This window comes from Photobacterium sp. R1 (genome assembly GCF_054600795.1).
In genome coordinates this window covers 508,420-529,855 of record NZ_BAAHZP010000002.1, presented here as the reverse complement: position 1 = coordinate 529,855, position 21,436 = coordinate 508,420, and the positions used below count along the sequence as shown (strand labels likewise).

Here is a 21,436-nt window from a genome sequence, read left to right as displayed (position 1 = left end):
CAGCGGTTGTCTGAAAGTTGAGCGACCAACGGGAGTTGATACTCCCTTGGGCTACATATAGACAGGTTGAAAAGAAAGGAAAAATAGAAATTCAGAACCGTTTCAGACTTTGGTTTTCTTATGGCAGCTTTTGCATAAGTAGACCGCTTTGCAGGTAATCCGTTGCCAGATCCCACGCTTTACCCTCATTAAATTCGGCTTATCGCAACACATGATTTAGTCCTTATTGTCGTGTTTTTTTGACGATATACGAATTGTAATGCAATTTGTTTACTAAATTAAAGTGATGTCTCTCGCAAAAGCCAGGGTGGTGGCAAAAAAATGTTACTAAAATCGTCGGAAATTAGCATTTTTATTCAGATGCTTACAAGGGGTGGTCAAAATATTGACTTGGTGATTGCATAAATAATCCGGGCTTTCTTCTGGCATTTTATCCTGGCGGTAGTTTTTTATTATCCCAAAGCGAGCCAGAGCCCCACACCCATCATGAGTGTGCCGGCAATCCGGTTCATGAAGCGAAGATTGTCTCCCCGGCTCAGGAACAGCCGTAAACTCCGACCGCCATTCGCATAGACCATCAGCGCGATGAACTCGGTCAGCAGGATGATACTCAGCAGACCGGCCATCTGAGGTGCAACAGGGAGTTCAATATTGATAAAAGGTGGCAGCAGAGAAATCATAAATGCCCAGCCTTTAGGATTTGCAATTGCAGTGATAAATCCCTGAGAGATGAGTTGTCCGCGCTGGGTTTCGGTTGGAGCATCCAGATTCATTGACATTTTTCCGCGATTCCGCCACATGCTGACACCCAGCCAGATCAGATAAGCGCCGCCAATCCACTTCAGCAGATGGAAAAGCTGCGGATAATTCAGCATCACTGTGGCGACACCCATAACGGCGGCAATGGCGACCAGTGCCACGCCCACCAGTTCGCCCAGCATCATCCAGAGTGTCCGTTTGACACCAATACTCATGCCCAGTGTCATTGCTAATGTCATACACATGCCGGGCGTAATGGAGACAAAGAAAAAAGTCGGTATAAATGCGCTGAGTAAGGTGAAATCTAACATATCGTCAAGTGGCCTCAAGATGCAGGGTTCAGAGCCCCGTTCGGGAAGAAACAGCGGTCTCCAACAAAGAAGATGATGTTGAAGTGGGTGATTCTTTTTCGTGAGCTGGTGATGAAGCGAGCATATTGAGGTTATCCGGCTTTATCAATCAATTTGTAAACGATTCATTCGCTCATGCTATGAGAAGGCTGACTGGCAAGTCTTTGTAAAAGAGGCTCACTGGCGCTGACAGGATTGATTCCAGATATACCGGGACATCGTGCCCCGGTCCGCTGTGTGATGGAAATATTCAGATCTTTCAGAAACAACGTTCCAGGTGAGCGTCAAAACGTGTCAGGTCGTTTTCAATGTCCGGATTCTTCAGGACGTCGTAACAGACAAAGGTTTCCAGTGGCGTCATACCAAAGAAACGAAAACTCATATGAATCGGGAAAAACAGGTCATCGACACTTTTGCCCTGAAACAGATATTCATCCGGGTTGCCGAATGCTTCTGCAGGTGCATTGAAGGTCAGTGACAACATGTATTTTTTCCCCTGAACCGTGCCGCCAGTGCCGTAATTTTTCTTCGGATCCGCCGAGGAACGGCCGTCGCCGGTACAGAGTGAGCCGTCCATTCCGGCGGTATAGACTTCATCCATGTACTTTTTAAAGATCCACGGTACGCCCATCCAGAACACTGGTGTTTGCAGAATGATGATGTCAGCCCATTTGTGGTTCTCAACTTCCTGTTGTACATCGTAATCATTTTCCATGGTCACGACGCGGGTCTGGTGGCCTTTTGCGGTGAGTAAAGTGGCAGCACGGTCCATCAGCGTCTGGTTCAGTCTTCCTTCTGAAAATGGATAGGCCTGATGGGCATTGATAATCAAAATATTGCTCATGTCACGTCTCCTGGCTTGTTCTCTGTAATCAGTGTGATTTGTGGTTTATTATGGTAACCACAAAACTTTAATCAACTAGTATACTTTTAGTAACCTAGTTGTTTCGGAGGCGTTTTCTATGGGAAGTTCAGTAAAAACAGATACTAAAGGCAGAAAAATTGTGCTCAACGAATGTAAGGAGCCCTGTTCTGTCGAGAAAGGGATGCGGCTGATCGGGGGGAAGTGGAAAGGCACAATTCTTTATCATCTGAAAGATGGACCTGTCCGGTTTAATGATCTGGCCCGGATGCTGGGCGGGGCGAGTAAGAAAATGATCGACCAGCGGTTAAAAGAACTCGAAAGTGAAGACATGGTGGTCCGCAAAGTGATCAGTGACCGGCCAATTGCTGTCAGTTACGAGCTGACCGAGTTTGGTCGTTCGGCTCTGGATATTCTTGAGCAGATCCGGCTTTGGTCTGAGAAATACAATGTCGGAAAGAAGGTAAAGCCGGTTGCGGTGAGTGCCTGACGGGACTTGCTGAGCAGCAGGGTAGGTTTTATGAGGCCTGGCGAAAGACCTTGATAAATACTTATGGCGGCATAGATATTCAATAGATTGAATGGTTCGTGTGATTTTTAGACATTTACCGCAGAGGATGGTGAAAAAATTCATACTTTGATGACAAAGTGTTCACAATTTATATCACTGTTATTATATTGGTCTGACCGAGATGTAAACGGACTTATCACTGATGAAACTTTCCATTGCAAGGAAGCTTCGGGTCAGCTTCTTATTTTTGACTGCCTTGTTTCTTGCGGCAGCCATCCTGCTTTACCTTCAGATCACCAAGGTTGAAAACCATGCCAGCTCGCTGCTGAGTGTGGATTTACCGACGGTCGATGCCAGCCGCTCATTACAGCAAAATGCCGAATTTTCGTTATCCAGTTTGCGGGCGTATATGCTGGCAGCGGATGAAACAAGGCAGGCTAAATACCGGCAGCAGCTTGATGACGCTTTTGCCAAAGTCGATGAAGAACTGGTTCGATTGCAGAGCCATGTGTCACAGGCGCAGTTTGCTCAGGTGAAAGCTGACTGGGATGCGCTCAAAACCAGCGAACTTGCCGTTGCTGAGCTCAGTCATCAGCCTGAAAACTTACCTGCGCACCATCAGTTGCAATTTGAGGCTGCCCCTTTGGCTGAAGTGGCGCTGGATCAACTTCAGGGGATGATCAACGAAGAAGAAAGCATCCCTGAAGGTGAAGCACGCAAGCGTCTGATGAAGCTGTTTACCGACGCTTATACTTCTCTGTCGAATGGCTTGGGTGAGTTGCGGGCATTCCTCATCAATGCAAATCAGGACAATCTGGACAAGTTCGAAGAATATATGCGTTCGCACAATCGCGCAGTTTCTGAAATTGAACGCAAAAAAGAAAGCCTGACAGAGAGTCAGCAAGGGCTGTGGTCGCTGTTTAAAGAAATGCAGGACTTATATTTGCCGATGGCGACAGATGTGGTGATGCAGCGGCAGGCGCAGGACTGGAATAAAGCCAATTATCTGATGGAAACTGAAACCCTGCTGGCGGTAGAACAGCTTGCACAGACGATTGAAGCGGTCGTGCGTGAGCAGCAGGCTGTTGCCGCACAAAGTGGAGAAGCCATCGGCAGCAGTGTCCAGAAAGTCGTGATGTTGCTGATCGCGATCAGTGTGATTGCCAGTTTGTGTTCTCTGGTGATCGGGACCTGGCTTGGCCGGGATATTGGGTCGCGGCTGGGCCGGGTGGTTGAGCGTGCAGAACAAATTTCCCACGGCGATTTTTCTTCCCGGGCCATGGAGAATAAAGGCTCGGATGAAATCGCAACCCTGATAGCGTCTGTGAACCGGATGTCTGTATCGCTGTCAGGGCTGGTGACCGGGGTTTCGGACAAAGCGCAGGCTGTGAATGCCAGCATGGATAAACTGCTGGTGACAAATACGGATACAGCGGGCGAAGTGACTGATCAGGCATCGCGGATCAGCTCGGTCGCAACTGCCATTGAAGAGATGACGGCGACGGCCCATGAAACCGCTCAGAATACTCAGTCAGCGTCGGATGATCTGGCACATTCTGCTTCGTTGCTGGCCAGCGGAGAAGCGGCATTGATGCGAAATCACCAGACAGTTTCTGAACTGAATACGCTGGTGGCGCAGGCTAGTGATATGGTGCTGCAGCTCAGCGCTGACAGTGACCGGATTGAGCATGTCACGGACGTGATCCAGAGCGTTGCGGAGCAGACAAACCTGCTGGCTCTGAATGCTGCCATTGAAGCTGCACGTGCCGGTGAACAGGGGCGCGGCTTTGCGGTGGTGGCAGACGAAGTGCGTTTGCTGGCACAGCGGACAACGGAGTCGACCACTGAAATCAATGCAATCGTGGATGCGATTCAGTCTTCAACTCAGCATGTTGTGAAAGTGATTGAGCAGAGTCAGTCTCTGGTCAAAGTCGGAACGGAACACACGGCAACCGCTAACGAGATGCTGAAAGATACGGTCCGGTATATGGAAGAGGTGTCGCAGAAGGTGAGTGATATCGCCGTCGCCACTGAGCAGCAGTCCAATGTGTCTCAGTCGGTGGCTGAGTTAGTCCACCAGCTGTCATCTTCTGCCGATGACGTGTCCGGTAACTGCAGTGTTGCAAATCAGACATCGCAGTCCATCAAATCTCAGGTTGAGGACCTGAATCAGGCCATGAAGAAATTTACGGTTTAAAAGATTGTGCTGCAGATGGACAAAGCCCGGCAAATGCCGGGTTTTGTGTGTTTGAAGGTAGCTGCTGCTCAGAGTTTTTTCATCCGTGAGACTTCGGTCGGCGCTGCCAGCCATTGTGTAAATTTTTGAGCGACAGCTTGTGTATGTGCTTCCTGATGATGGTTTTCCAGTGCGTTTTTACTGATCCATTCCTCGTAGAGATAAATATATCTTCCGCATTCAGACGTATGGATATCAAACCGGATACAGCCGGGTTCCTGACGTGTCGCATCCAGCATACCGAGGAGTGCTCGTTTGGCTGATTCAAAGAACGTTTCATGAGGGGTGATTTTTGCAAAGACAAATGTATTTTCTGTCGACATAGGCGCTCTGTTTTGGGTGATGAAAATGGGGCAAGCGCTGAAAATATCATGATAAAACTGAGAGTTTCAACCTGATGCTTATGCTCTCGCAACGGATTGAAGCCCTCATGGTTCACAGGAGCTGATGGTGGCAAGTTGTGTTTCAGACGGAATCTAAGACGAGCACACAAACCATGCGCTGGCGCTTGCTGTGATGTACGCTTCCTCGTGCCAATCCAGTGGCTCCAGGTAAGGGGCTGTACGGATATCGCCTTTGAATTTTTCTTTAATCAGCACTCTGACTTTTCCTTTGTCTGCCTTTTGTACGGTCCCCCGGTAGGTATAGCCCAGACTGTTTCTGTCTGGTTTTTCGTACAGACATACCCGTTCACCGATACTGGTATAAATATGTTCACTCTCTTCAGTCCAGGTCCCATTGGTGCCGGGTGCTTTGCGGGTATTGGTCAGGAGGACTGTTTCAGGAGGGAGATCAATCAGCTGACGATCGGTTGAAAAGGGCAGATAACCCAGTGCGATAGCAGACAGATACCATTCATTGTCAGGGGCGCCGTTATTTTCAATCACTTTCAGAGTAATGAAAGGGCCATCCAGACAGAGATCAGCCCATTGTTCCGTACTGCTGATGCTGGCGTAAAAGTAGGGGCGTTCATCTTTCGTGTTGGCATCGGCGACACACCAGGAGCCGGAGTCCAGATGAATCATCCGGCCGTGATTGGCGTTGCAGACCTGTTTGACCATGTTTTGATACTGGGCAATGTCTTCGTGGGCTTGTGCCGGTGTATTGCTGCAATAGCGATAGGTATATGAGTAGGCACTTTTCGGGTAATACATGCCTTTGTCGACGACTGCACCATTTTCACGGCTTTCACTCTCTGAGATAAAGTCCTGTGTGGTGCGATACATACTGTACTGGCTGCCAAAGCCCAGTGATGCGGGCAGGCTGCTGCAGCCTGAAAGGATAAGTGCGCAAGAGAATGTGCGGAGCACAAGAGAAAGATGCCTTTGCATGCCGTAACCCCTAATACACGAAACATATTCTTATTATGCTGTTTTCTAGTATAGGAAAGGTCAGGAATTTTTGAAGAATTACAGAGGGTAAGAAGTGGCACGGTCAGGGTCTGAGCCCGTGCCACATAGGCGGATTATTTTGTCAGTGCCTGATTCAGCCACTGGTCAAAGCGAGATTTCGGTAATGCGCCATTCAGGGTATCGACCAGTTGACCCTGTCTGAACACCATGATGGTCGGAATACTGCGGATACGGTACTGAACGGCCAGCTCTTGCTGCGCTTCCGTATCAATTCTGACGAAACGAACCTGATCTTTGCGTTCTGCGGCTACGTCTTCAAAGATTGGTGTGAATCCGACACATGGGTTACACCAGGGGGCCCAAAAATCAACGACTACAGGCTGCTCACTTTGCAGTAAAGCCTGGAAATTTTCTGAGGTTGCATCAACGGGTTTGCCGTCGAGCAGGGATTCTTTACAGTTTCCGCAGGTTGCTTTGTCATGAATGCGTTCAACCGGAAGACGGTTCAGTCCTTGGCAATGCGGGCATCGGGTCGTAATTGTTGACATTGTAAGTTTCCATTGTTTGCTGGGATAAACTCAATGTACTGATTTTAGGCGGTTCAGAAAAGAGGTATGCAACAATTTGTGCAATCGGGGAAATCAATGGATAAAGAAGGCGAACACAGGCTAATGCCTTTTCAGTACATTAGCCTTGATGAGTAAAACCCAGGATAAATAACCTTTGTATATACCGGGCTTAGTGGAGCAGACCCAGCTCTTTTGCTTCTTCGATGGTTAGCCCGCATTCGCGGATGTCACGGAGCATTTCAATACGTCGGCGGGCAGCAGCTTGTTGTTGTTTGTTCCCTGTAGCTTTTGCCGGGGTCGCCGTTTCGTCTTGCTGATCCCACTTGGTAGTGGCATCAGCCATGTCAGAAAAATCAAGTGAGTTGATAGACACAATTACCTCCTAAAAGCACTCTGCGTCGAGATCACGCATATCTTTATCAGAGCTTTCTCCTCGCTTCAAAGCAGATAAATCGTGCTTTGTGAGCAAAAGCGTATTTGCGAGATGAAGTCGCCTGCAGGATAAAATACTGCTTTGACAGATGATCATTTCGGAGTATCTTCCGCAATTCGGGCCTGTGATTATCGTGCTGAATAAATCGTCGGCCTGAATCAAAAGAAGCCAGTGATGAAACTGGCTCCTCGGTGTCCTGAACCCTGCAATATCAGCGCAACTGCGCCATGACCGGCCGGATAGCGGCCAGAACATCCTGACCGAAAGCCAGGCTGCGTTCCGGTGACCAGCCATAGAAGGCGTCTGGTTGAAGGTTGTGATCCTTGAACGGCATTTCCACCGTGAATGCCAGACAGTGAAATTGTTCCCCGACCCAGGCGGTTGCCATGCTCAGATTTGCCTGTCCCGGAGCATCCTTGTCATAACCATAGTCGTCCTGAAATTCCGGTGTAATGGTCAGCAGCGCTTGTTTGAAGTTGTTTTCCAGCCGGGCATGTCGTTCATCGTAAGACGGAATTCCTTCACAGCCTGCCACGAAGTTATACGGAATGGCTTCATCCCCGTGAATGTCCAGAAACAGATCAACCCCTGTCTGTAGCATCCGTTCGCGTACCAGGAAGACTTCCGGGCTTTTCTCCAGACTTGGCGACTGCCATTCCCGATTCAGGTTGATCCCAGCGGCATTGGTCCTCAGATGGCCGCGAATGCTGCCGTCCGGGTTCATGTTCGGCAAGATGTAAAAGACGGCCTCATCAAGCAGGGCGCGCCCGACCGTATCGGTTTCGTCCAGCAGGCGTTGCATCAGACCTTCCATGAACCATGACGCCATTGTCTCTCCCGGATGCTGGCGTCCAATGATCCAGATTTTCTTTTTTGAATCCCCAGGTTCGCCGATGGTCAGCAGGCTGATGTCGTTGCCGTCCAGAGTGCTGCCCAGAGTTTCCAGAGTGCAGTTGTAGTTCATCTGGGCCTGATGGAGCAGATCCTGGTGCCGATCACAGGAATAAGGCGCAAAGTACGCGAAATACATGGAGCACTGTTCAGGCATTACCTGAAAGCGCAGGGTGTCGCCATCAAATTGGGCCGGCACACGAAACCATTCTTCCCGATCATATGACGCAACGACATCGTAGTCTTTCCAGCCTTCCGGATAGGCCGATTTTGCTAAATCCAGTAATGCAAAATTGTGTTCGACTTGTGCCTGCGTTTCCAGACGGAAGTAAAACCACTGGTAAAACTCCGACTGGTTATCTTTGTTGATCTGAAGCCGGATGTCATCCGGTTGTTCGGCCTTTACGATACAGATATTGCCGCTTTCGAAGTTACTGAAAATTTTCATCACACTGAACCTTATCGGGCAAACGGATAGCACAACTATAGCAAGTCTGTAGTCAGTCTCACGCCAAGCCGTTAAGCTGTGCACACAGAGAGCAAGATGACAGGTCGTGAGAAGGTGACATTACATTATTCTTCCCGTGCACTGATTCAGGTGCAGGATAAGATACTTTTGGTCAGACGGGTTGGAGACAGGATGAGTTTTCTGCCCGGCGGGCATGTTGAACTGGGGGAAGCTGCTGCGAAAGCGCTGGCCAGAGAAATTGAAGAAGAGACCGGGATGAAAGCCAGAGTTGGCTCTTTGATCGGCGTGGCTGAAAATGACTGGCTGGAGAGTGGTCAGCAGCAGGCAGAAATCGCACTTGTATTTCAGGCTGAACTGGCTGGGGTTTGTGAGGCCATGCAGATTGATTCCAAAGAAGCGCATCTGGAGTTTTTCTGGGCGGAGATTCGCGCATTGGATGAACACCAGCTTTATCCGGTTGCCTTGCGTGAGCTGATACGGGAAGGCATGAGCCATTATCAGGGTTTTGTAGCTTCCGATCTGGATAAGTAGCCTGTTTTCCTAGCAAAAAGGTTTGATTCACAGCAGTGAAAACAGGTTTTGATGGCTTATTGAGCACTTGAACTTTTTTTACTTTACAGCCGGGCCATCACCACGTATTATTCGCCGCACTTACGGAGAGATGGCTGAGTGGTTGAAAGCACCGGTCTTGAAAACCGGCATACGTTAATAGCGTATCTAGGGTTCAAATCCCTATCTCTCCGCCACATTCGAAGAAACCGCTGAACTATCAGCGGTTTTTTTTCGTCTGAACTTCGGCACACAGAGATAGGGTGAAGAAGCCTGGTTGGGTTCAGCCGAGCGCAGCGAGACCACGTTGCCTTCAAGCAACGCCCGAAGGGGCGCGAGCTTGCGAGCGATAAATCCCTATCTCTCCGCCACATTTAAAGAAACCGCTGAACTATCAGCGGTTTTTTTTCGTCTGAATCTTCGTCAGAGCCATGATATCAACGCCATGGGTGATGCTTATACCGTATCGTGAATGACTGCCTGAAAAGCAGCCATCATTTTCATGAGGCGAATACGTTAGTCTGACATTAAGTTTTGCTCCATTGCAGCTCTGGAAAGAAAATTCAGATTCATGGCGCTGTGAGGTTTTAATGCCAAGCGTTCGTTCGCGAGAGCTTGCGCAAGATTTCTCATACCGCCTCGTAGAGCTGCCTCTGTCAATGTCAGATCGATGATATCGCGCTGAGCATGACTGCCACCGAAGCGATTCGAGATGTAACGCGTACTGTAGAGCTGCTCTGCAGCGGCTTGATAGTCCCCATTCCAAAACGCCTTAAATCCTTTCATCAGAGGCAATCCAATTTGATGAGCCCATATTGCGACCTCCTTCGACGAGCGACTCTGTGACTGGAAGAGGGTCAGGAGCCGTTCTACGTCTGCATCTCGTCCAGCCCCCAAATAGGCCATCACGGCATGCCAGTCATTGAATGGGTACAGTTTTCCATCCGCATGTTGATCCCACTGATTCGCCAGCTCCTGCCAGCGGTTACCCACCTTGCAACCCAATAATTCCAGTCGCCACAGCAGTGCTGAGGCGTCCACCATGTCCAGGGCAACACTGCTGCGATCCTCACGAACTGGTCCGTCATAGAGTGCAAGCGCTGTGTCGAACTGACCCAGATCAAGATAATAAAGTGCGAGGTGCCACCAATTATGGACTTTGAAAAAGTTATCTTCACCAGACCAGCAGGACTCTCTGGTCGTCATCCAACCGATGCCGTCCTGGACACGTCCCTGCATCTCCATGACATGGGCCACGGCATGGTGTGCCCAGCAATCAAGGGGTTCCATCTCAATCGCCTGACGTCCGGACTCCTCTGCTTGCGCATAATGACCACATTCCTCTAACCCAAAGGCGTGCATGCCAAGCAGGATGGCGTAACCCGGTATCTCAGGAGACCACTGACGTAATACACGCGCGATTCTGTCACGCAGGTTTCTGGAATTTGCCCGATAGAAATCGATCAAATGGCCAATCTGCAAGCCAATCAGGTCGCGTGGGTAGGTGATATTATGGTGATCTAACAGGGTGGCTGCCTTGCTCCAGTTGCCTTTAAGCAAATGATTCAATGCATTGATATGGGATTTTTCTCTTTCATTGACGGGTAGTGCCTGTGCTTTTTCAAGCATTCCCTGAGCGGCACTTATCGAGCTGGGCTCTGTCGCCATCGCGCACAGATACGCTTTGAGTATATAAGCCATCCCAAAACATGGCGCTTGCTCAATGGCACGGTCTAATAAATGAAAAGGATCACCGCGATAAAGGTTGAAAGTCGTCACAGCCCTGTCATAGAGCTGTACCGCTTCTACCGACGCGCCTGACAAGTTGTTACCTTGCTGATCGGATAACATAACTGAACCCCCTGGGTGGACTGCTGCTTGTAGTGCGAATCCCACCTAAGTGTAGCCAATTGCAAATCGATTCTTCCGTTGATGCCGGGGAAGATGCCGTCTGAAATCAGTGAACACTGACGTGCGGACTCTGATCCGCTCTTCTCTGAATCACTGTTCGCTTATCTGGTTTGGGCATAAGCTGTTGAGAGTCGAGCGCTTACCTTGACCGGATCTGCTGTTGATTCAATGATCGCGAATGAAAATGTCAGAGGCGGGATGTGTATAACAGCGAACGCTAAAGTATTGATATTTTGAGTGAACATTTTTGTGTTCTCTGTTTCAAATGAAAACTGTCGATTCAACAAAAAATCACACCTAATTTTTAAATTTTATTTCCATTCAATGAATTGCTTACTGTTGTCTTATATTCTCACAATTGAGATATCTGTATTTATTTGTCAGGTAGATAATTACAGGGATTGAGTGATATAGGAAAGCAGTCATGAGTCGTCATCCTCAGTTAGTGATGTTTTCAGATAAAAGCATTCATTGCGATGCACTCTGTAATGTATTGAGAAAAAGTGGTGGATTTGAGCTGTTACAAATCAGCGATGTTCAGCAATTGGAACCTCTTGTAAATCAAGGGAAGGTCATCCTGATTGTTGATACGCAAGCATCTGAAATAATGACAATTTATCATCTGATTCAAAGTCACTGGCTACGGCCAGATAAAATTGTTTTGTTTAATGTGGGCGACCATTATGATTTTCGCTACGTCTTAAAATGGCCTCAGTGCTGCGGCGTACTGACTCAGGATGTCAGCTATCATCATTGGCTGGAAGGATTAAGTACAGTTGCTTCCGGTGAATTTTGGTTTACGCGGAAGGTCATGGCAGATCTCATTGCCTCTTATCGTAACCAGGGAAACTTTGAGGCACAGAAACGAGAAAGGAAAGCGCTGAGTTTAACGAAGAGAGAAGAAGATATTTTGAAGTTAATCATTCAGGGAGAAAGTAATGCAAAAATTGCAGAATCTTTATTTGTGAGTGAAAGTACAGTGAAAACGCATTTGTATAATGCATTCAAGAAAATTGATGTGAAAAATAGAAGGCAAGCCCGGGATTGGGCACGAGAGCAATTATTGTTTGAATATTAGTTTTTTTGTTTTTTAATAAGGGAGCTTGTCTCCCTTTTTTTATGTCTGTAATTCTGTTTGTATCAAATGATTGATTTTTAATTTATTGATTTTAAAGTTTATTTTTAACGTGTAAATCACTTCGAACTTTATATTTGATGTGAATTGTTTATGAATCAGTTTGTTAGGTTTGGTCGTTATTTGTTCAGGTTTAAATCATACTTTTCTCATACTTTGTTTCGGGAACAACGATCTAAAATAAAAATAAGCGAACGGGAGATGGTGTGGGGAAGATGGCAAACATCAAAATTCATAAAAATAAGTTGGTTTTGTTGCTGTGCTTAATATCTTCAACAGCGATGTCCGGTGAAGCGGTAAAATTGAACTTGAAGGGTAAAATCAGTCAGAAATGCAGTATTTATAACATGTCAGACCTGATTGATTTGTCTAAGAGTGAAACAAAAATTGTAGCTTTTAAGTTTTACTGTAACTCACCATTTGATATTTCAGTTTCATCACAGAATGGTGGGTTGAAAAACGGGAATTACTTGGTTCGATATCACTACGCTTTGGATATTCCAAAGGCCGGAGTAAGCATTTACGGTGATAGCGAGAAAAGTGTTATCAACTCAAAGATTGTGAATGTGGAAAAAATTCCTTTCGAAAGCAGAGGAGAGATAAAGGTCAGTTTGATTGATAAGCTTGAAATGTCTGGGCATTATCAGGAAACACTGAAAATAAATTTATATCCAAAAAGTTTTTTATGAATGCTGAATGTGCTGTATCCATTGAGTATTCATAATTTCAAAGCAGTAAAAAACAATAAAATATCCTTAATGTATGTAATTAGCAGTTATGGAGTATGTTATGAAAAAGTTCATGTTATCTGCAGCAGCTGTAATCGTTCTTTCTTCTCTGTCTATGTCTGTGAGTGCTGGTGAAAGTTCACACGGTCCTCGTGGACCACAGGATGGAAGAAGCTGTAATGGTGATGTGTGTGATTTGAAAATTATCGCAGAGGTTGAAGAAAAATGCTTCTGTTCATTCGAAGGCCATGACTATGTCAACCTGGGTAAATTGAATGCATGGCACTCAACGACATCTCAGCCTAAAAAACTGCGCATTTACTGTAACACACGTAAAGCAGATGTTCAGGTCAGAACAATGAACGACGGTCTGAAAGGTCTCCATGATCACTACGGTGATGAAGATGTCGATTACGTTATCAAATCTGGTGGCTACCAATTTGATACAAACGCTGATGGTCACAAAGGTTATCAGATGTTTGCGAACAACTTCATGGGCGATTACCTGAATATCGTGATTCAAAGCAAACCATATGACTTCAAGAAAGTAAAACCTGGTTATAAATTTGATACGGCTTACTTCAAAGTAACGCCAGTGAAATACTACTAATACCGTCATGGCTTGAAAATCAGTGGGAGCATTGCTCCCACTTTTTTCAAAAGGAGGATGTATGCGTTGGCTCGTTTTGTTGTTGCTCTCTTTTAAATGCTTTGCCTTCGGTATTATGCCGGTCACTGTGGAAATTGGCGCATCAGGCAGCAAAGCACAGCAGAAATTTGTTGTTTCGAATCAGTTTGAAACACCATTACAGGTCGAAGTGGTCCCGCTGCAGTTAGAGTGGAAGGACGGCGCCTATCATGCAGTCCCTGCAGACGAAGATATTCTGATTCTGCCAGACACAGCAATGATTCAACCAGGCAGCAGCCAGGCGGTGATGGTGAGATATCTTGGCGAGCCGGATTTATCGCGTTCCAAAGCTTATGTCATTCAGTTTAATCAGGTGATGACGGAAAACAGTCAAACTGAACAAACGGACGGAAGTCTGGTTTCTATGGCTGTCAGTTATGATGCTGTGGTCACTGTTGCTCCGAATAAGGCGATTTCTGACCTGCAACTTGCCAGTGCCAAATCGTTAGGCAATGGGAAGTGGGAAGTCCTGATTGAGAATGCCGGTAATAAACATGGCTGGGCAACCAAAGCGGATTGGGTGATTCAGACGGATAAGGGACCTGTGACAATTCCGGGCAAGGAAATTGCGAATCACATCGATGCAACTTTTTTTCCACCACTGAGCTCAACCAAGACTACATTTAAGTTAAACAAAGACATAGTCATTAGTAAGCAATTATCGCTTGAAGTGAAAAACACGAATTAGCTTGCAGGGGAATGGGAATGAAATGGATTTTCATCGCGCTTTTGTTCGGTAGCGTCGCCGGTGTATGCCATGCGTTGGAAGTTGGCCCGCTGGTCCATGAAATCCAGTCCGATTCTCCGATGCGAAGCAGCAAGGTCACGGTCAGGAATAATTCTGCCAATACCCAGCTGGTTGATGCACAAGTGATGGCGTTAAATTTTGACAAGAGCGGCTTTGTGGCCGCTCCAGTCAATGGTGATGAAATTATCGTTACGCCACCAGCCTTCAAACTTGAACCCGGTCAGATTCAGTCATTTATGGTGGTTTGGGCTGGCGGCCAGTCACTGAAACAATCTCGCAGCTACAGCGTGCAACTGTCAGCGCTCAGCCAGAAAACTGGAGCGCAGCAAAACAATATTTCGATTCTGATTAATTACAATGTGATTGTGCATGTATCCAGCACCAAACATGTTGCAAATATTTCAACCCAGCCAATTCACGTCAGCAAATCTGATAATCTTGTCAATTTTACGGTTGATAACCTCGGCACCAAATATACCAAATTAAGTAATTACAACCTCCGGTTCAAAAAGAATCAAAGCTCAAAACCTTATGTGTTGACCGGCGAACAGATTGCCGGCAGTGATTACGATGTTTTTATTCCGGCGAAGCAGGCAACTGAAATTCACTTGCCGAATATTCTCTTTTCTGGCCGGCAGTTTGAGCAGGTCACACTTGAGAAGAGGTTGCCATGAGGTTGAGACTCTGTGCATGCTTCATCGCGATCATGACACTGTTTTTCAGGGTGTCCGATGTCTGTGCAGCTACGGATCTGGTCACCCCCAGAGTCATCACTTTTACCAGTCTGCTGAACTTTTACGGCCAATCCGTAGGGGAAGTCATGGTAAAGGTCACCCCCAAAAAGGAGCTGTTTATCAAGTACGACACGCTTGAACCCTTTTTGAAGCAAAAGCTGAATGAAGAGGCATTTTCAAAAGTTCAAACTTCAGTCAAAGACGGGTATGTGAACAGTGCAGAGCTTGCGACGCATCAGATTAATGTTGATCTCAGCTCAACCACTTTAGAAACGACAATTTCAATCCCGAAAGAGTTACTGAAAGACAGCGGGCTTTATCTGTTTCAGAATGATGAAGCGGTTGGGAATGCTGCGCAGGCAGATGATATCAGTGGCTTTGTGAATTATTTCTTGTCGGGCAGTTATCTGACCGGCGGAACCAATGGAGATAACTGGTTCTCCAGCAATGTGATAGAAACAGGTCTGCGTTATCAGAAATTTAATCTGTTTAATGATTTCTCACTGGACTTCGATGACGGTGAAACGGATTTTTATCGTTTATTATCCCAGCTCACTTATGACTTTCCTGATGAAGGAACGCGAATTACTTTGGGGGATTTGTCGTTTCGGGCTTTCGGATTTCAAAGTGGCGAGAGCATTCTGGGGCTGAATATCAGCCGTGACTTTGGGGTGATTCCAACGAAAAACGTCCGCCCGATAGCCAATCAGCAGTTTGTCCTGGAGCGTACGTCATCTGTCGATGTGTATATTGACGGTATCTTAATGCGCAGTATTCGTCTGGCTCCCGGCGCTTACGATATCCGGGACTTACCTTTGACGACGGGGGTCAACAATATTCAATTGGTGATCACCGATCCTTCCGGACGGCAAGAAGTCATCAATTTTAGTATCGCGACCGGGATCAGCTTATTGGCTGCAGGGGAATATGAATATTCGGCCTCATTAGGGATCGACAGCGAGCTTTCAGACAACCAATTAGAATATGAAACCGATGATTATATCTTTTCTGTCGGGGGAGATTACGGGATTACAGAATCCTGGACGGCAGGATTAAATTTTCAGGCACGAAAGAACATTCTCCAGCTCGGTGCGACAACGGGGTTTGGGACAGATCTGGGTTTGTTTGGCGTGGAAGGGGCAGTCAGCCAGCATCAGGTGCTGGACACCGGATTTGCCTTACGTTTGAAATATGATGCTTTTTTTGATTCCGATGACCATACGCTGAATGCACAGTATGAATATTTTACATCGAAATTTACGACCATCAGTGACAGCAGTATTGATAATTTTGTAGAAAACCCGAACGGTGTCGAGCATCGTTTTGATGTGTTCTATAACTATCTGTTATCAGATCGGTTGTCTGTCGGCATGTCTGCAAATGCACGATATTTGTACGGGAATAATTTTGACTATGCCCTGACGCCGTCGATGGCTGGTGTCTGGTTTGATACACCGGCTAGCTGGAATATTCGCGTCACCTATGAAGATGATGAAGATCCGGATACGGATGAGTGGCGATTTTTTGTCTCAACCTCGATACCGATTGGCTCATGGCTGAATCCCAATCATCAGATGAGCGCGAGCTATGACTCGGTCGATCAGCGTTCCCAGCTCAGGTATAGCTATAATCAGAACACCGGCACGGTGGGTGGTGTTGGTGTTTTTGCATTGGCTGAAAATAACCAGGATGAAGATTTTGTCGGCAGCCTATCGGCGAACTATACGGGGAATCGCTATCTGCTGACCCTTGATCACGACAGTCTGGTTGATATTGACGGTGAGTATTCAACCGTCAACCGTCTGGGCCTGCAAGGTGCGGTTGCATTCACCGGCAGTCATGTTGCGGTCGGCCGTCCGATCAGTGATGCCTTCGCCATTATCTCGGTCCATGATTCACTGGGGGAAAGTCCGGTCATGGTCAATCCGGAAGTGGATGGCAGTTATGCGGTACACTCTGATTTCATGGGCCCGATGCTTTTACCGGATATCGTTTCCTACCGTCCTCAGCGGATCGACTATGACGTTGAGGACTTACCCGTGGGTTATGACCTTGGTGAAGGCGGATTCAACATTAATCCGGAGCATGGCAGCAGTTATAGTTTAACCATCGGTTCTGATGCAAATATCACAGCACTGGGTTATTTGTATGATGCAGAAGGGAAAGCTGTGCCGTTAACCGAAGGTAAAGCAGTCCACCAGAATGATGCTGATTTTTCTGTGGTAGACTTTTTCACGAACAGTAAAGGACGCTTCGCCATTTCAGGACTGAAACCAGGCCGCTATAAGGTCAGTGTCTACAGTAAACCCCCGCAGGAATTTAACCTTTCAATCCCTGATGATGCAGGCAACATCATTCGATTGGGTGATATAAGGGTCAAAAGATGAAATTAAAACCGTTTTTGATGTTGTGTGCCCTTGCAGTATTTTCCGGCAGTCCATGGGCTGCACCGAACTGTAATCTTTCTCTGCAGAACATTCGGCTGGAGAACACCGGTAAGAATGTGATTTATGACATTTTTGAAGCCGGTAGTTTTTCACTGATACAGAATCATCTTATTGATATTAAAAATAATAGTAGTGATTTAACCTGCGATACCGTGGTGCTGATTCAGCCCAAGCAGAATTATTTTTCGGGCTCTCAGCGCGGACAACGGCTGGAATATCAGATTCTGGCGGCAAAAAATGCGGCTTCGATTTATGAAAATGGTTTAGCCATTGTGGTCAGAAACCTCAAGCCCAAAGAAAAAAGAACACTTTCCTATCAGCTCAGGTTTGCTTCGGGGCAGTATGTTTCCCATGGACAGTACCAGAACCTGTTTGACTATACGGCCGTTGAATACCCATTAAACAGAACCAATATTTTTGACGAGACGGAGCATGACTTCCAAGTCAGGGTCAATAAAACAGCAAAAATCAGCTTATGGGGAACCAATGACCGGCATCAGTACACCGTTGATTTTGGTGAACTGGAAACGGGAAAAACCCTTCAGATCGCCCCTCAGCTTCTGGTTCAAAGTACGGCGGATTATTCCATTGATTTTCAGTCTGAGAATTATGGTCATCTTCGCCACCGTTCCGGGGATACCAAGTGGGATGTGGACTACGACTTTTTTGTGAACAACCGTTCCGTACCCTTGGCAGCAGGCGGACACAGCGTGAGTTTCAGGCAACCGGCCAGCGCGGTTGGAGACCGGTATTCGATGATGTTCCGGATCGGAAATGTCAGATCAAAACCTGCCGGACAATATGAAGATGTCATTACGATTACCGTGACACCATCGCTTGTTCATTAGGCCCGCTTGCCGTCTGTTTAAGACAATCGTAAAGGATTCGGCCCTGTCGGGGCCGATCAACCTCAGTAACTTGCCTCCAGTCTCAATAAGGGACAGCACCAGCCCGGCGTTTGCGTTTTACTCATAAAAAGGTTGAGGAACAGGGGCCGGGTCTGGCTCCCGTAGGTGTGTCTGCGGCACCAGAATCAAGTGTTGAATCGTCGTTCGGGCGACCTATGTGAAGTCTGCGTCTGATGAAGATAATGACTTCAGATTGCTTTAGCTGATCAATTCCGAACAGCGTCACGGTGGATGCAGCGCGGGTAAAAACACAATTGGAGGCAGGTATGAGCCAGCTAGAGGCCGTATCCATTGAGAGCTTTAAAAAGCACTTTCAGGGAAAAATTGTTCTTCCCTCAGATGATGATTACGATGAGGTTCGTCAGATCTGGAATGCAATGATTGATCGAAAACCAGCCATCATTGCACGCTGTATTTCTGCGGAATGTGTTGTGCAGGCGGTCAATTTTGCGCGTGAGCATGATCTCCTGCTGTCTGTCCGTGGGGGAGGACACAACATTGCCGGGAACGCTGTCTGTGACGGCGGCTTAATGATTGACATGTCCCTGATGAATGCTGTGCATGTGAATCCGAATACACAAAGGGCGGTTGTGGAACCTGGTTGCACCCTTGGCGATGTGGATGCTGCGGTGCAAAAACATGCTCTTGCGACACCGCTTGGAATCAACTCGACTACCGGGATTGCCGGTCTGACGTTGGGCGGTGGTTTTGGATGGCTGAGTCGGCTTTACGGCATGACGATTGACAACTTACTTTCTGTCCATGTTGTTACCGCGAACGGTACCCAACTGAAAGCCAGTGAAACTGAAAATGCCGATCTGTTCTGGGGTGTGCGGGGCGGCGGCGGTAATTTTGGTGTGGTCACTAGCTTTGAGTTTCAGCTTCATCCAGTCGGCCCTGATGTGCTGAGCGGGTTGATTGTCTTTCCGTTTGATCAGGCGAAGTCAGTGCTGACTCAGTTCGCTGAGTTTACGGAGTCTATGCCGGAGGCACTGAATGTCTGGATGGTCACCCGTAAGGCGCCACCACTGCCATTCCTGCCTGAAGCAGTTCACGGTAAAGAAATCGTCGCGCTGGCTTTGTGTTATTTCGGTGACCCGGCTGAAGGTGAAAAACTGATTGCGCCTTTACGCAGTTTCGGAAGGGCATACGGTGAGCATGTCGGTGTGCAGCCTTATAGTGCCTGGCAGCAGGCCTTTGATCCTCTGTTAACCCCGGGCGCCCGGAACTACTGGAAATCACATAACTTTACCCACTTATCTGAAGGCGCCTTAGATGTTCTGATTGAATACGCCGGAAAGCTGCCGTCACCCCATTGCGAGATATTTATCGGTACGATCGGTGGGCAGACAACTCAGGTGGCAGCGGATGCAATGGCCTATTCAAGTCGTGATGCACGGTATGTGATGAATGTTCATGGCCGTTGGGAAACACCTGAAGAAGATGAAGCCTGTATTTCCTGGGCGCGAGAGTTTTTCTCGAAATCAAAACCTTTCGCCAGTGGCGGTGCCTATATCAATTTCCTGACGCAGGATGAGAGCGATCGCGTTGAATTTGCTTATGGTGAAACCTACGCACGATTGGTCGAGCTCAAGAAAAAATATGATCCAAACAACCTTTTCAGAATGAATCAGAATATTAATCCGGGCAGCTGAAGCGTCTTTAACGTGAAAGCCCGCCAAATCTGGCGGGCTTTCAGTGGTTTGTTTTGACTGAGCAAGGTGTTGCGGCCATTGTTATGTCAGCATCAACACCGCATGCAGCAGGATAACGCCTGCAGTCAGTCGGCTTCGCATCGGCTGATATGCTTTGGGGTTCTCTTCCCCTTCCGTCTGCCGAATCAGTTTTTCTGCAAACCAGACAGCCAGATAACCCAGTGCCAGGAGTCCGGCTGCTGTCACGCTATGCTTATTGCCCTGCAAAATTGCGCCCCAGGCCAGCAGAACAAACAGATTGCTCAGAATCAGGGCATTCCGGCTGAGTTTGTGGGCCATATGATCAATGGCGTTGCCCCATAAAATTCCGGACAGAAAACTCAGAATCACGGCACTGTAGGCGATGAACATCTGTTGGCCGGACAAGTTGAACAGCCTGATATCCGTCATAGCCAGCATCAGGGTGATCAGAAAAGGCAGCAGGCCGAGATAGCCAAGCTGTTTCATCAGAGAGTCAGGTGTTTGCATCATATGTCCTCAGGTGATGAATCACCGGCTGATCCGGGATGATTTTTCCTTCATAAATATAGCTTCAGTCAGTGTTTCATGCGCAGTTGCGACCGTATCGGCATCATAAGAAACAGATACAGCCGGAAACCCGAAAGTATTTATTTTCCGAATACTGACTATTCAGTTTTTTCATGCATTGGCGGGGCCTTTGAAACGTATAGTGATGGGTTTCAACGGCTGGTTGTGCTGTTGGTTCGGACGAAAGTCGCGTGATGCAGGATGCGCTGATGCTTCTCTTCGGGCATCGTTTTTCATAAAAATTGAGCCGGCCTAGCTTGGCCCGATTTCGTGACAGAAGCTTCCGCCAATGTATGAAGACTCAGCTACAGTTAGACCAGCAGAGAACGAGAATCACTGAGCAAAAGCGTATGTAACACACGGCAGGCATATCCGAACCGGTATTGCAGCTTGCCAGAGCAAGTATTTACTGATTGGAGAAATATGATGAAAGTTCTGTATTCCACAAAAGCTACATCTACTGGCGGGCGTGACGGTGCTTCGGAGACTGAAGACGGCAAACTGAAAGTGCAGTTGAGCACACCGAAAGAGCTGGGCGGAGCCGGCGGCAGCGGCACGAATCCGGAACAGCTCTTTGCGGCGGGTTATTCTGCCTGTTTCATCGGAGCAATGAAATTTGTAGCGGCACAGGATGGCATCAAATTACCGAATGAGCCCAGCGTGACAGCGCAGGTGGGGATTGGTGAAAATCCGAAAGGCGTTGGCTTTGCAATTGATGTCGAGTTACATATTTCGCTGCCGGATCTGGAGAAGGATGAAGCCAGGGCGTTGGCAGAAAAAGCGCATGAAGTTTGCCCTTACTCAAATGCGACACGTGGCAATGTTCGTGTTGAACTCGTGATCGTATAACGAACATTTCATAATTTTAACGGGCTCAATTGAGCCCTTTTTTTGTTTTCAATTTTTTGTTTTT

At 47.4% G+C, this 21,436-nt stretch carries 21 protein-coding genes, 1 tRNA gene and 1 other RNA gene; 14 read left to right on the top strand and 9 right to left on the bottom strand.

The features are described from left to right. Positions 1–452: 452 nt before the first annotated feature. Complete coding sequence (locus ACYP03_RS05390; RefSeq protein WP_248142752.1) at positions 453–1,070, bottom strand: LysE family translocator; 618 nt, start codon at positions 1,068–1,070, stop codon at positions 453–455. A gap of 298 nt (positions 1,071–1,368) precedes the next feature. Then, the gene (locus ACYP03_RS05385; protein ID WP_459778756.1) at positions 1,369–1,953 is read right to left on the bottom strand and encodes an NAD(P)H-dependent oxidoreductase; all 585 of its coding nucleotides are present in this window, start codon (positions 1,951–1,953) and stop codon (positions 1,369–1,371) included. A 118-nt stretch (positions 1,954–2,071) separates the two neighbouring features. Between ACYP03_RS05385 and ACYP03_RS05380 the strand changes: the two genes are divergently transcribed. Together ACYP03_RS05380 and ACYP03_RS05375 are read left to right on the top strand one after the other, a co-directional pair. Further along, on the top strand, positions 2,072–2,461 hold the full coding sequence (locus ACYP03_RS05380; protein ID WP_459778755.1) for a winged helix-turn-helix transcriptional regulator: 390 nt from the start codon (positions 2,072–2,074) through the stop codon (positions 2,459–2,461). A 223-nt stretch (positions 2,462–2,684) separates the two neighbouring features. Further along, positions 2,685–4,679 carry a methyl-accepting chemotaxis protein gene (locus ACYP03_RS05375; protein ID WP_459778754.1) on the top strand — a complete coding sequence of 665 codons (1,995 nt, stop codon included), beginning with the start codon at positions 2,685–2,687 and terminating at the stop codon, positions 4,677–4,679. Positions 4,680–4,747: 68 nt separating this feature from the next. Here ACYP03_RS05375 and ACYP03_RS05370 read toward each other — a convergent pair whose 3' ends face one another. The 5 genes from ACYP03_RS05370 to ACYP03_RS05350 all read right to left on the bottom strand — a co-directional run bounded on the left by ACYP03_RS05370 (position 4,748) and on the right by ACYP03_RS05350 (position 8,411). Continuing rightward, positions 4,748–5,041: a putative quinol monooxygenase gene (locus tag ACYP03_RS05370; protein WP_248142748.1), complete on the bottom strand. Its 294-nt coding sequence runs from the start codon at positions 5,039–5,041 to the stop codon at positions 4,748–4,750. Positions 5,042–5,194: 153 nt separating this feature from the next. Continuing rightward, positions 5,195–6,049 carry a hypothetical protein gene (locus tag ACYP03_RS05365; protein ID WP_248142747.1) on the bottom strand — a complete coding sequence of 285 codons (855 nt, stop codon included), beginning with the start codon at positions 6,047–6,049 and terminating at the stop codon, positions 5,195–5,197. Positions 6,050–6,183: 134 nt separating this feature from the next. After that, entirely contained in the window at positions 6,184–6,618 is a 435-nt protein-coding gene (gene trxC / locus ACYP03_RS05360; RefSeq protein WP_248142746.1) for a thioredoxin TrxC, read from the bottom strand. 190 nt (positions 6,619–6,808) lie between these two features. Continuing rightward, entirely contained in the window at positions 6,809–7,012 is a 204-nt protein-coding gene (locus tag ACYP03_RS05355) for a hypothetical protein (protein ID WP_248142745.1), read from the bottom strand. A 271-nt stretch (positions 7,013–7,283) separates the two neighbouring features. After that, positions 7,284–8,411: a M14 family metallopeptidase gene (locus ACYP03_RS05350; protein ID WP_459778753.1), complete on the bottom strand. Its 1,128-nt coding sequence runs from the start codon at positions 8,409–8,411 to the stop codon at positions 7,284–7,286. Between the two features lie 96 nt (positions 8,412–8,507). Here ACYP03_RS05350 and ACYP03_RS05345 point away from each other — a divergent pair, with 96 nt between their 5' ends. The 3 genes from ACYP03_RS05345 to ACYP03_RS05335 all read left to right on the top strand — a co-directional run bounded on the left by ACYP03_RS05345 (position 8,508) and on the right by ACYP03_RS05335 (position 9,352). Beyond that, entirely contained in the window at positions 8,508–8,963 is a 456-nt protein-coding gene (locus ACYP03_RS05345; RefSeq protein ID WP_459778752.1) for an NUDIX domain-containing protein, read from the top strand. A gap of 124 nt (positions 8,964–9,087) precedes the next feature. Next, a tRNA-Ser gene (locus ACYP03_RS05340) sits at positions 9,088–9,178 on the top strand. A 46-nt stretch (positions 9,179–9,224) separates the two neighbouring features. After that, a non-coding RNA gene (locus ACYP03_RS05335) (RtT sRNA) lies at positions 9,225–9,352 on the top strand. A 145-nt stretch (positions 9,353–9,497) separates the two neighbouring features. Here the strand turns inward: ACYP03_RS05335 and ACYP03_RS05330 are convergent. Continuing rightward, on the bottom strand, positions 9,498–10,832 hold the full coding sequence (locus ACYP03_RS05330) for a tetratricopeptide repeat protein (protein ID WP_459778751.1): 1,335 nt from the start codon (positions 10,830–10,832) through the stop codon (positions 9,498–9,500). Positions 10,833–11,316: 484 nt separating this feature from the next. On the opposite strand from ACYP03_RS05330, the gene ACYP03_RS05325 reads away from it, so the two are divergent. The 8 genes from ACYP03_RS05325 (at position 11,317) to ACYP03_RS05290 (ending at position 19,935) form a co-directional block, all read left to right on the top strand. Beyond that, a complete protein-coding gene (locus tag ACYP03_RS05325) occupies positions 11,317–11,970 on the top strand; it encodes a LuxR C-terminal-related transcriptional regulator (protein WP_248142741.1) in 654 nt (217 codons plus the stop codon). A gap of 272 nt (positions 11,971–12,242) precedes the next feature. After that, the gene (locus ACYP03_RS05320; RefSeq protein ID WP_459778750.1) at positions 12,243–12,716 is read left to right on the top strand and encodes a hypothetical protein; all 474 of its coding nucleotides are present in this window, start codon (positions 12,243–12,245) and stop codon (positions 12,714–12,716) included. Between the two features lie 100 nt (positions 12,717–12,816). Then, positions 12,817–13,365: a hypothetical protein gene (locus tag ACYP03_RS05315; protein ID WP_248142739.1), complete on the top strand. Its 549-nt coding sequence runs from the start codon at positions 12,817–12,819 to the stop codon at positions 13,363–13,365. A 61-nt stretch (positions 13,366–13,426) separates the two neighbouring features. Beyond that, positions 13,427–14,131, top strand: coding sequence for a fimbrial biogenesis chaperone (locus tag ACYP03_RS05310; RefSeq protein ID WP_248142738.1), 705 nt, complete (start codon positions 13,427–13,429; stop codon positions 14,129–14,131). 17 nt (positions 14,132–14,148) lie between these two features. Further along, on the top strand, positions 14,149–14,865 hold the full coding sequence (locus ACYP03_RS05305) for a fimbria/pilus periplasmic chaperone (RefSeq protein WP_330961079.1): 717 nt from the start codon (positions 14,149–14,151) through the stop codon (positions 14,863–14,865). Further along, a complete protein-coding gene (locus ACYP03_RS05300) occupies positions 14,862–17,312 on the top strand; it encodes a fimbria/pilus outer membrane usher protein (protein ID WP_459778749.1) in 2,451 nt (816 codons plus the stop codon). The genes ACYP03_RS05305 and ACYP03_RS05300 overlap by 4 nt, the downstream gene beginning before the upstream one ends. Continuing rightward, positions 17,309–18,220: a hypothetical protein gene (locus ACYP03_RS05295; RefSeq protein ID WP_330961081.1), complete on the top strand. Its 912-nt coding sequence runs from the start codon at positions 17,309–17,311 to the stop codon at positions 18,218–18,220. The genes ACYP03_RS05300 and ACYP03_RS05295 overlap by 4 nt, the downstream gene beginning before the upstream one ends. A gap of 326 nt (positions 18,221–18,546) precedes the next feature. Then, a complete protein-coding gene (locus ACYP03_RS05290) occupies positions 18,547–19,935 on the top strand; it encodes an FAD-binding oxidoreductase (protein WP_459778748.1) in 1,389 nt (462 codons plus the stop codon). Positions 19,936–20,016: 81 nt separating this feature from the next. On the opposite strand, the gene ACYP03_RS05285 is transcribed toward ACYP03_RS05290, so the two are convergent. After that, on the bottom strand, positions 20,017–20,463 hold the full coding sequence (locus tag ACYP03_RS05285) for a DUF3429 domain-containing protein (protein WP_330961190.1): 447 nt from the start codon (positions 20,461–20,463) through the stop codon (positions 20,017–20,019). Between the two features lie 486 nt (positions 20,464–20,949). Between ACYP03_RS05285 and ACYP03_RS05280 the strand changes: the two genes are divergently transcribed. Next, positions 20,950–21,372 carry an organic hydroperoxide resistance protein gene (locus tag ACYP03_RS05280; RefSeq protein WP_248143344.1) on the top strand — a complete coding sequence of 141 codons (423 nt, stop codon included), beginning with the start codon at positions 20,950–20,952 and terminating at the stop codon, positions 21,370–21,372. Positions 21,373–21,436: the final 64 nt, after the last annotated feature.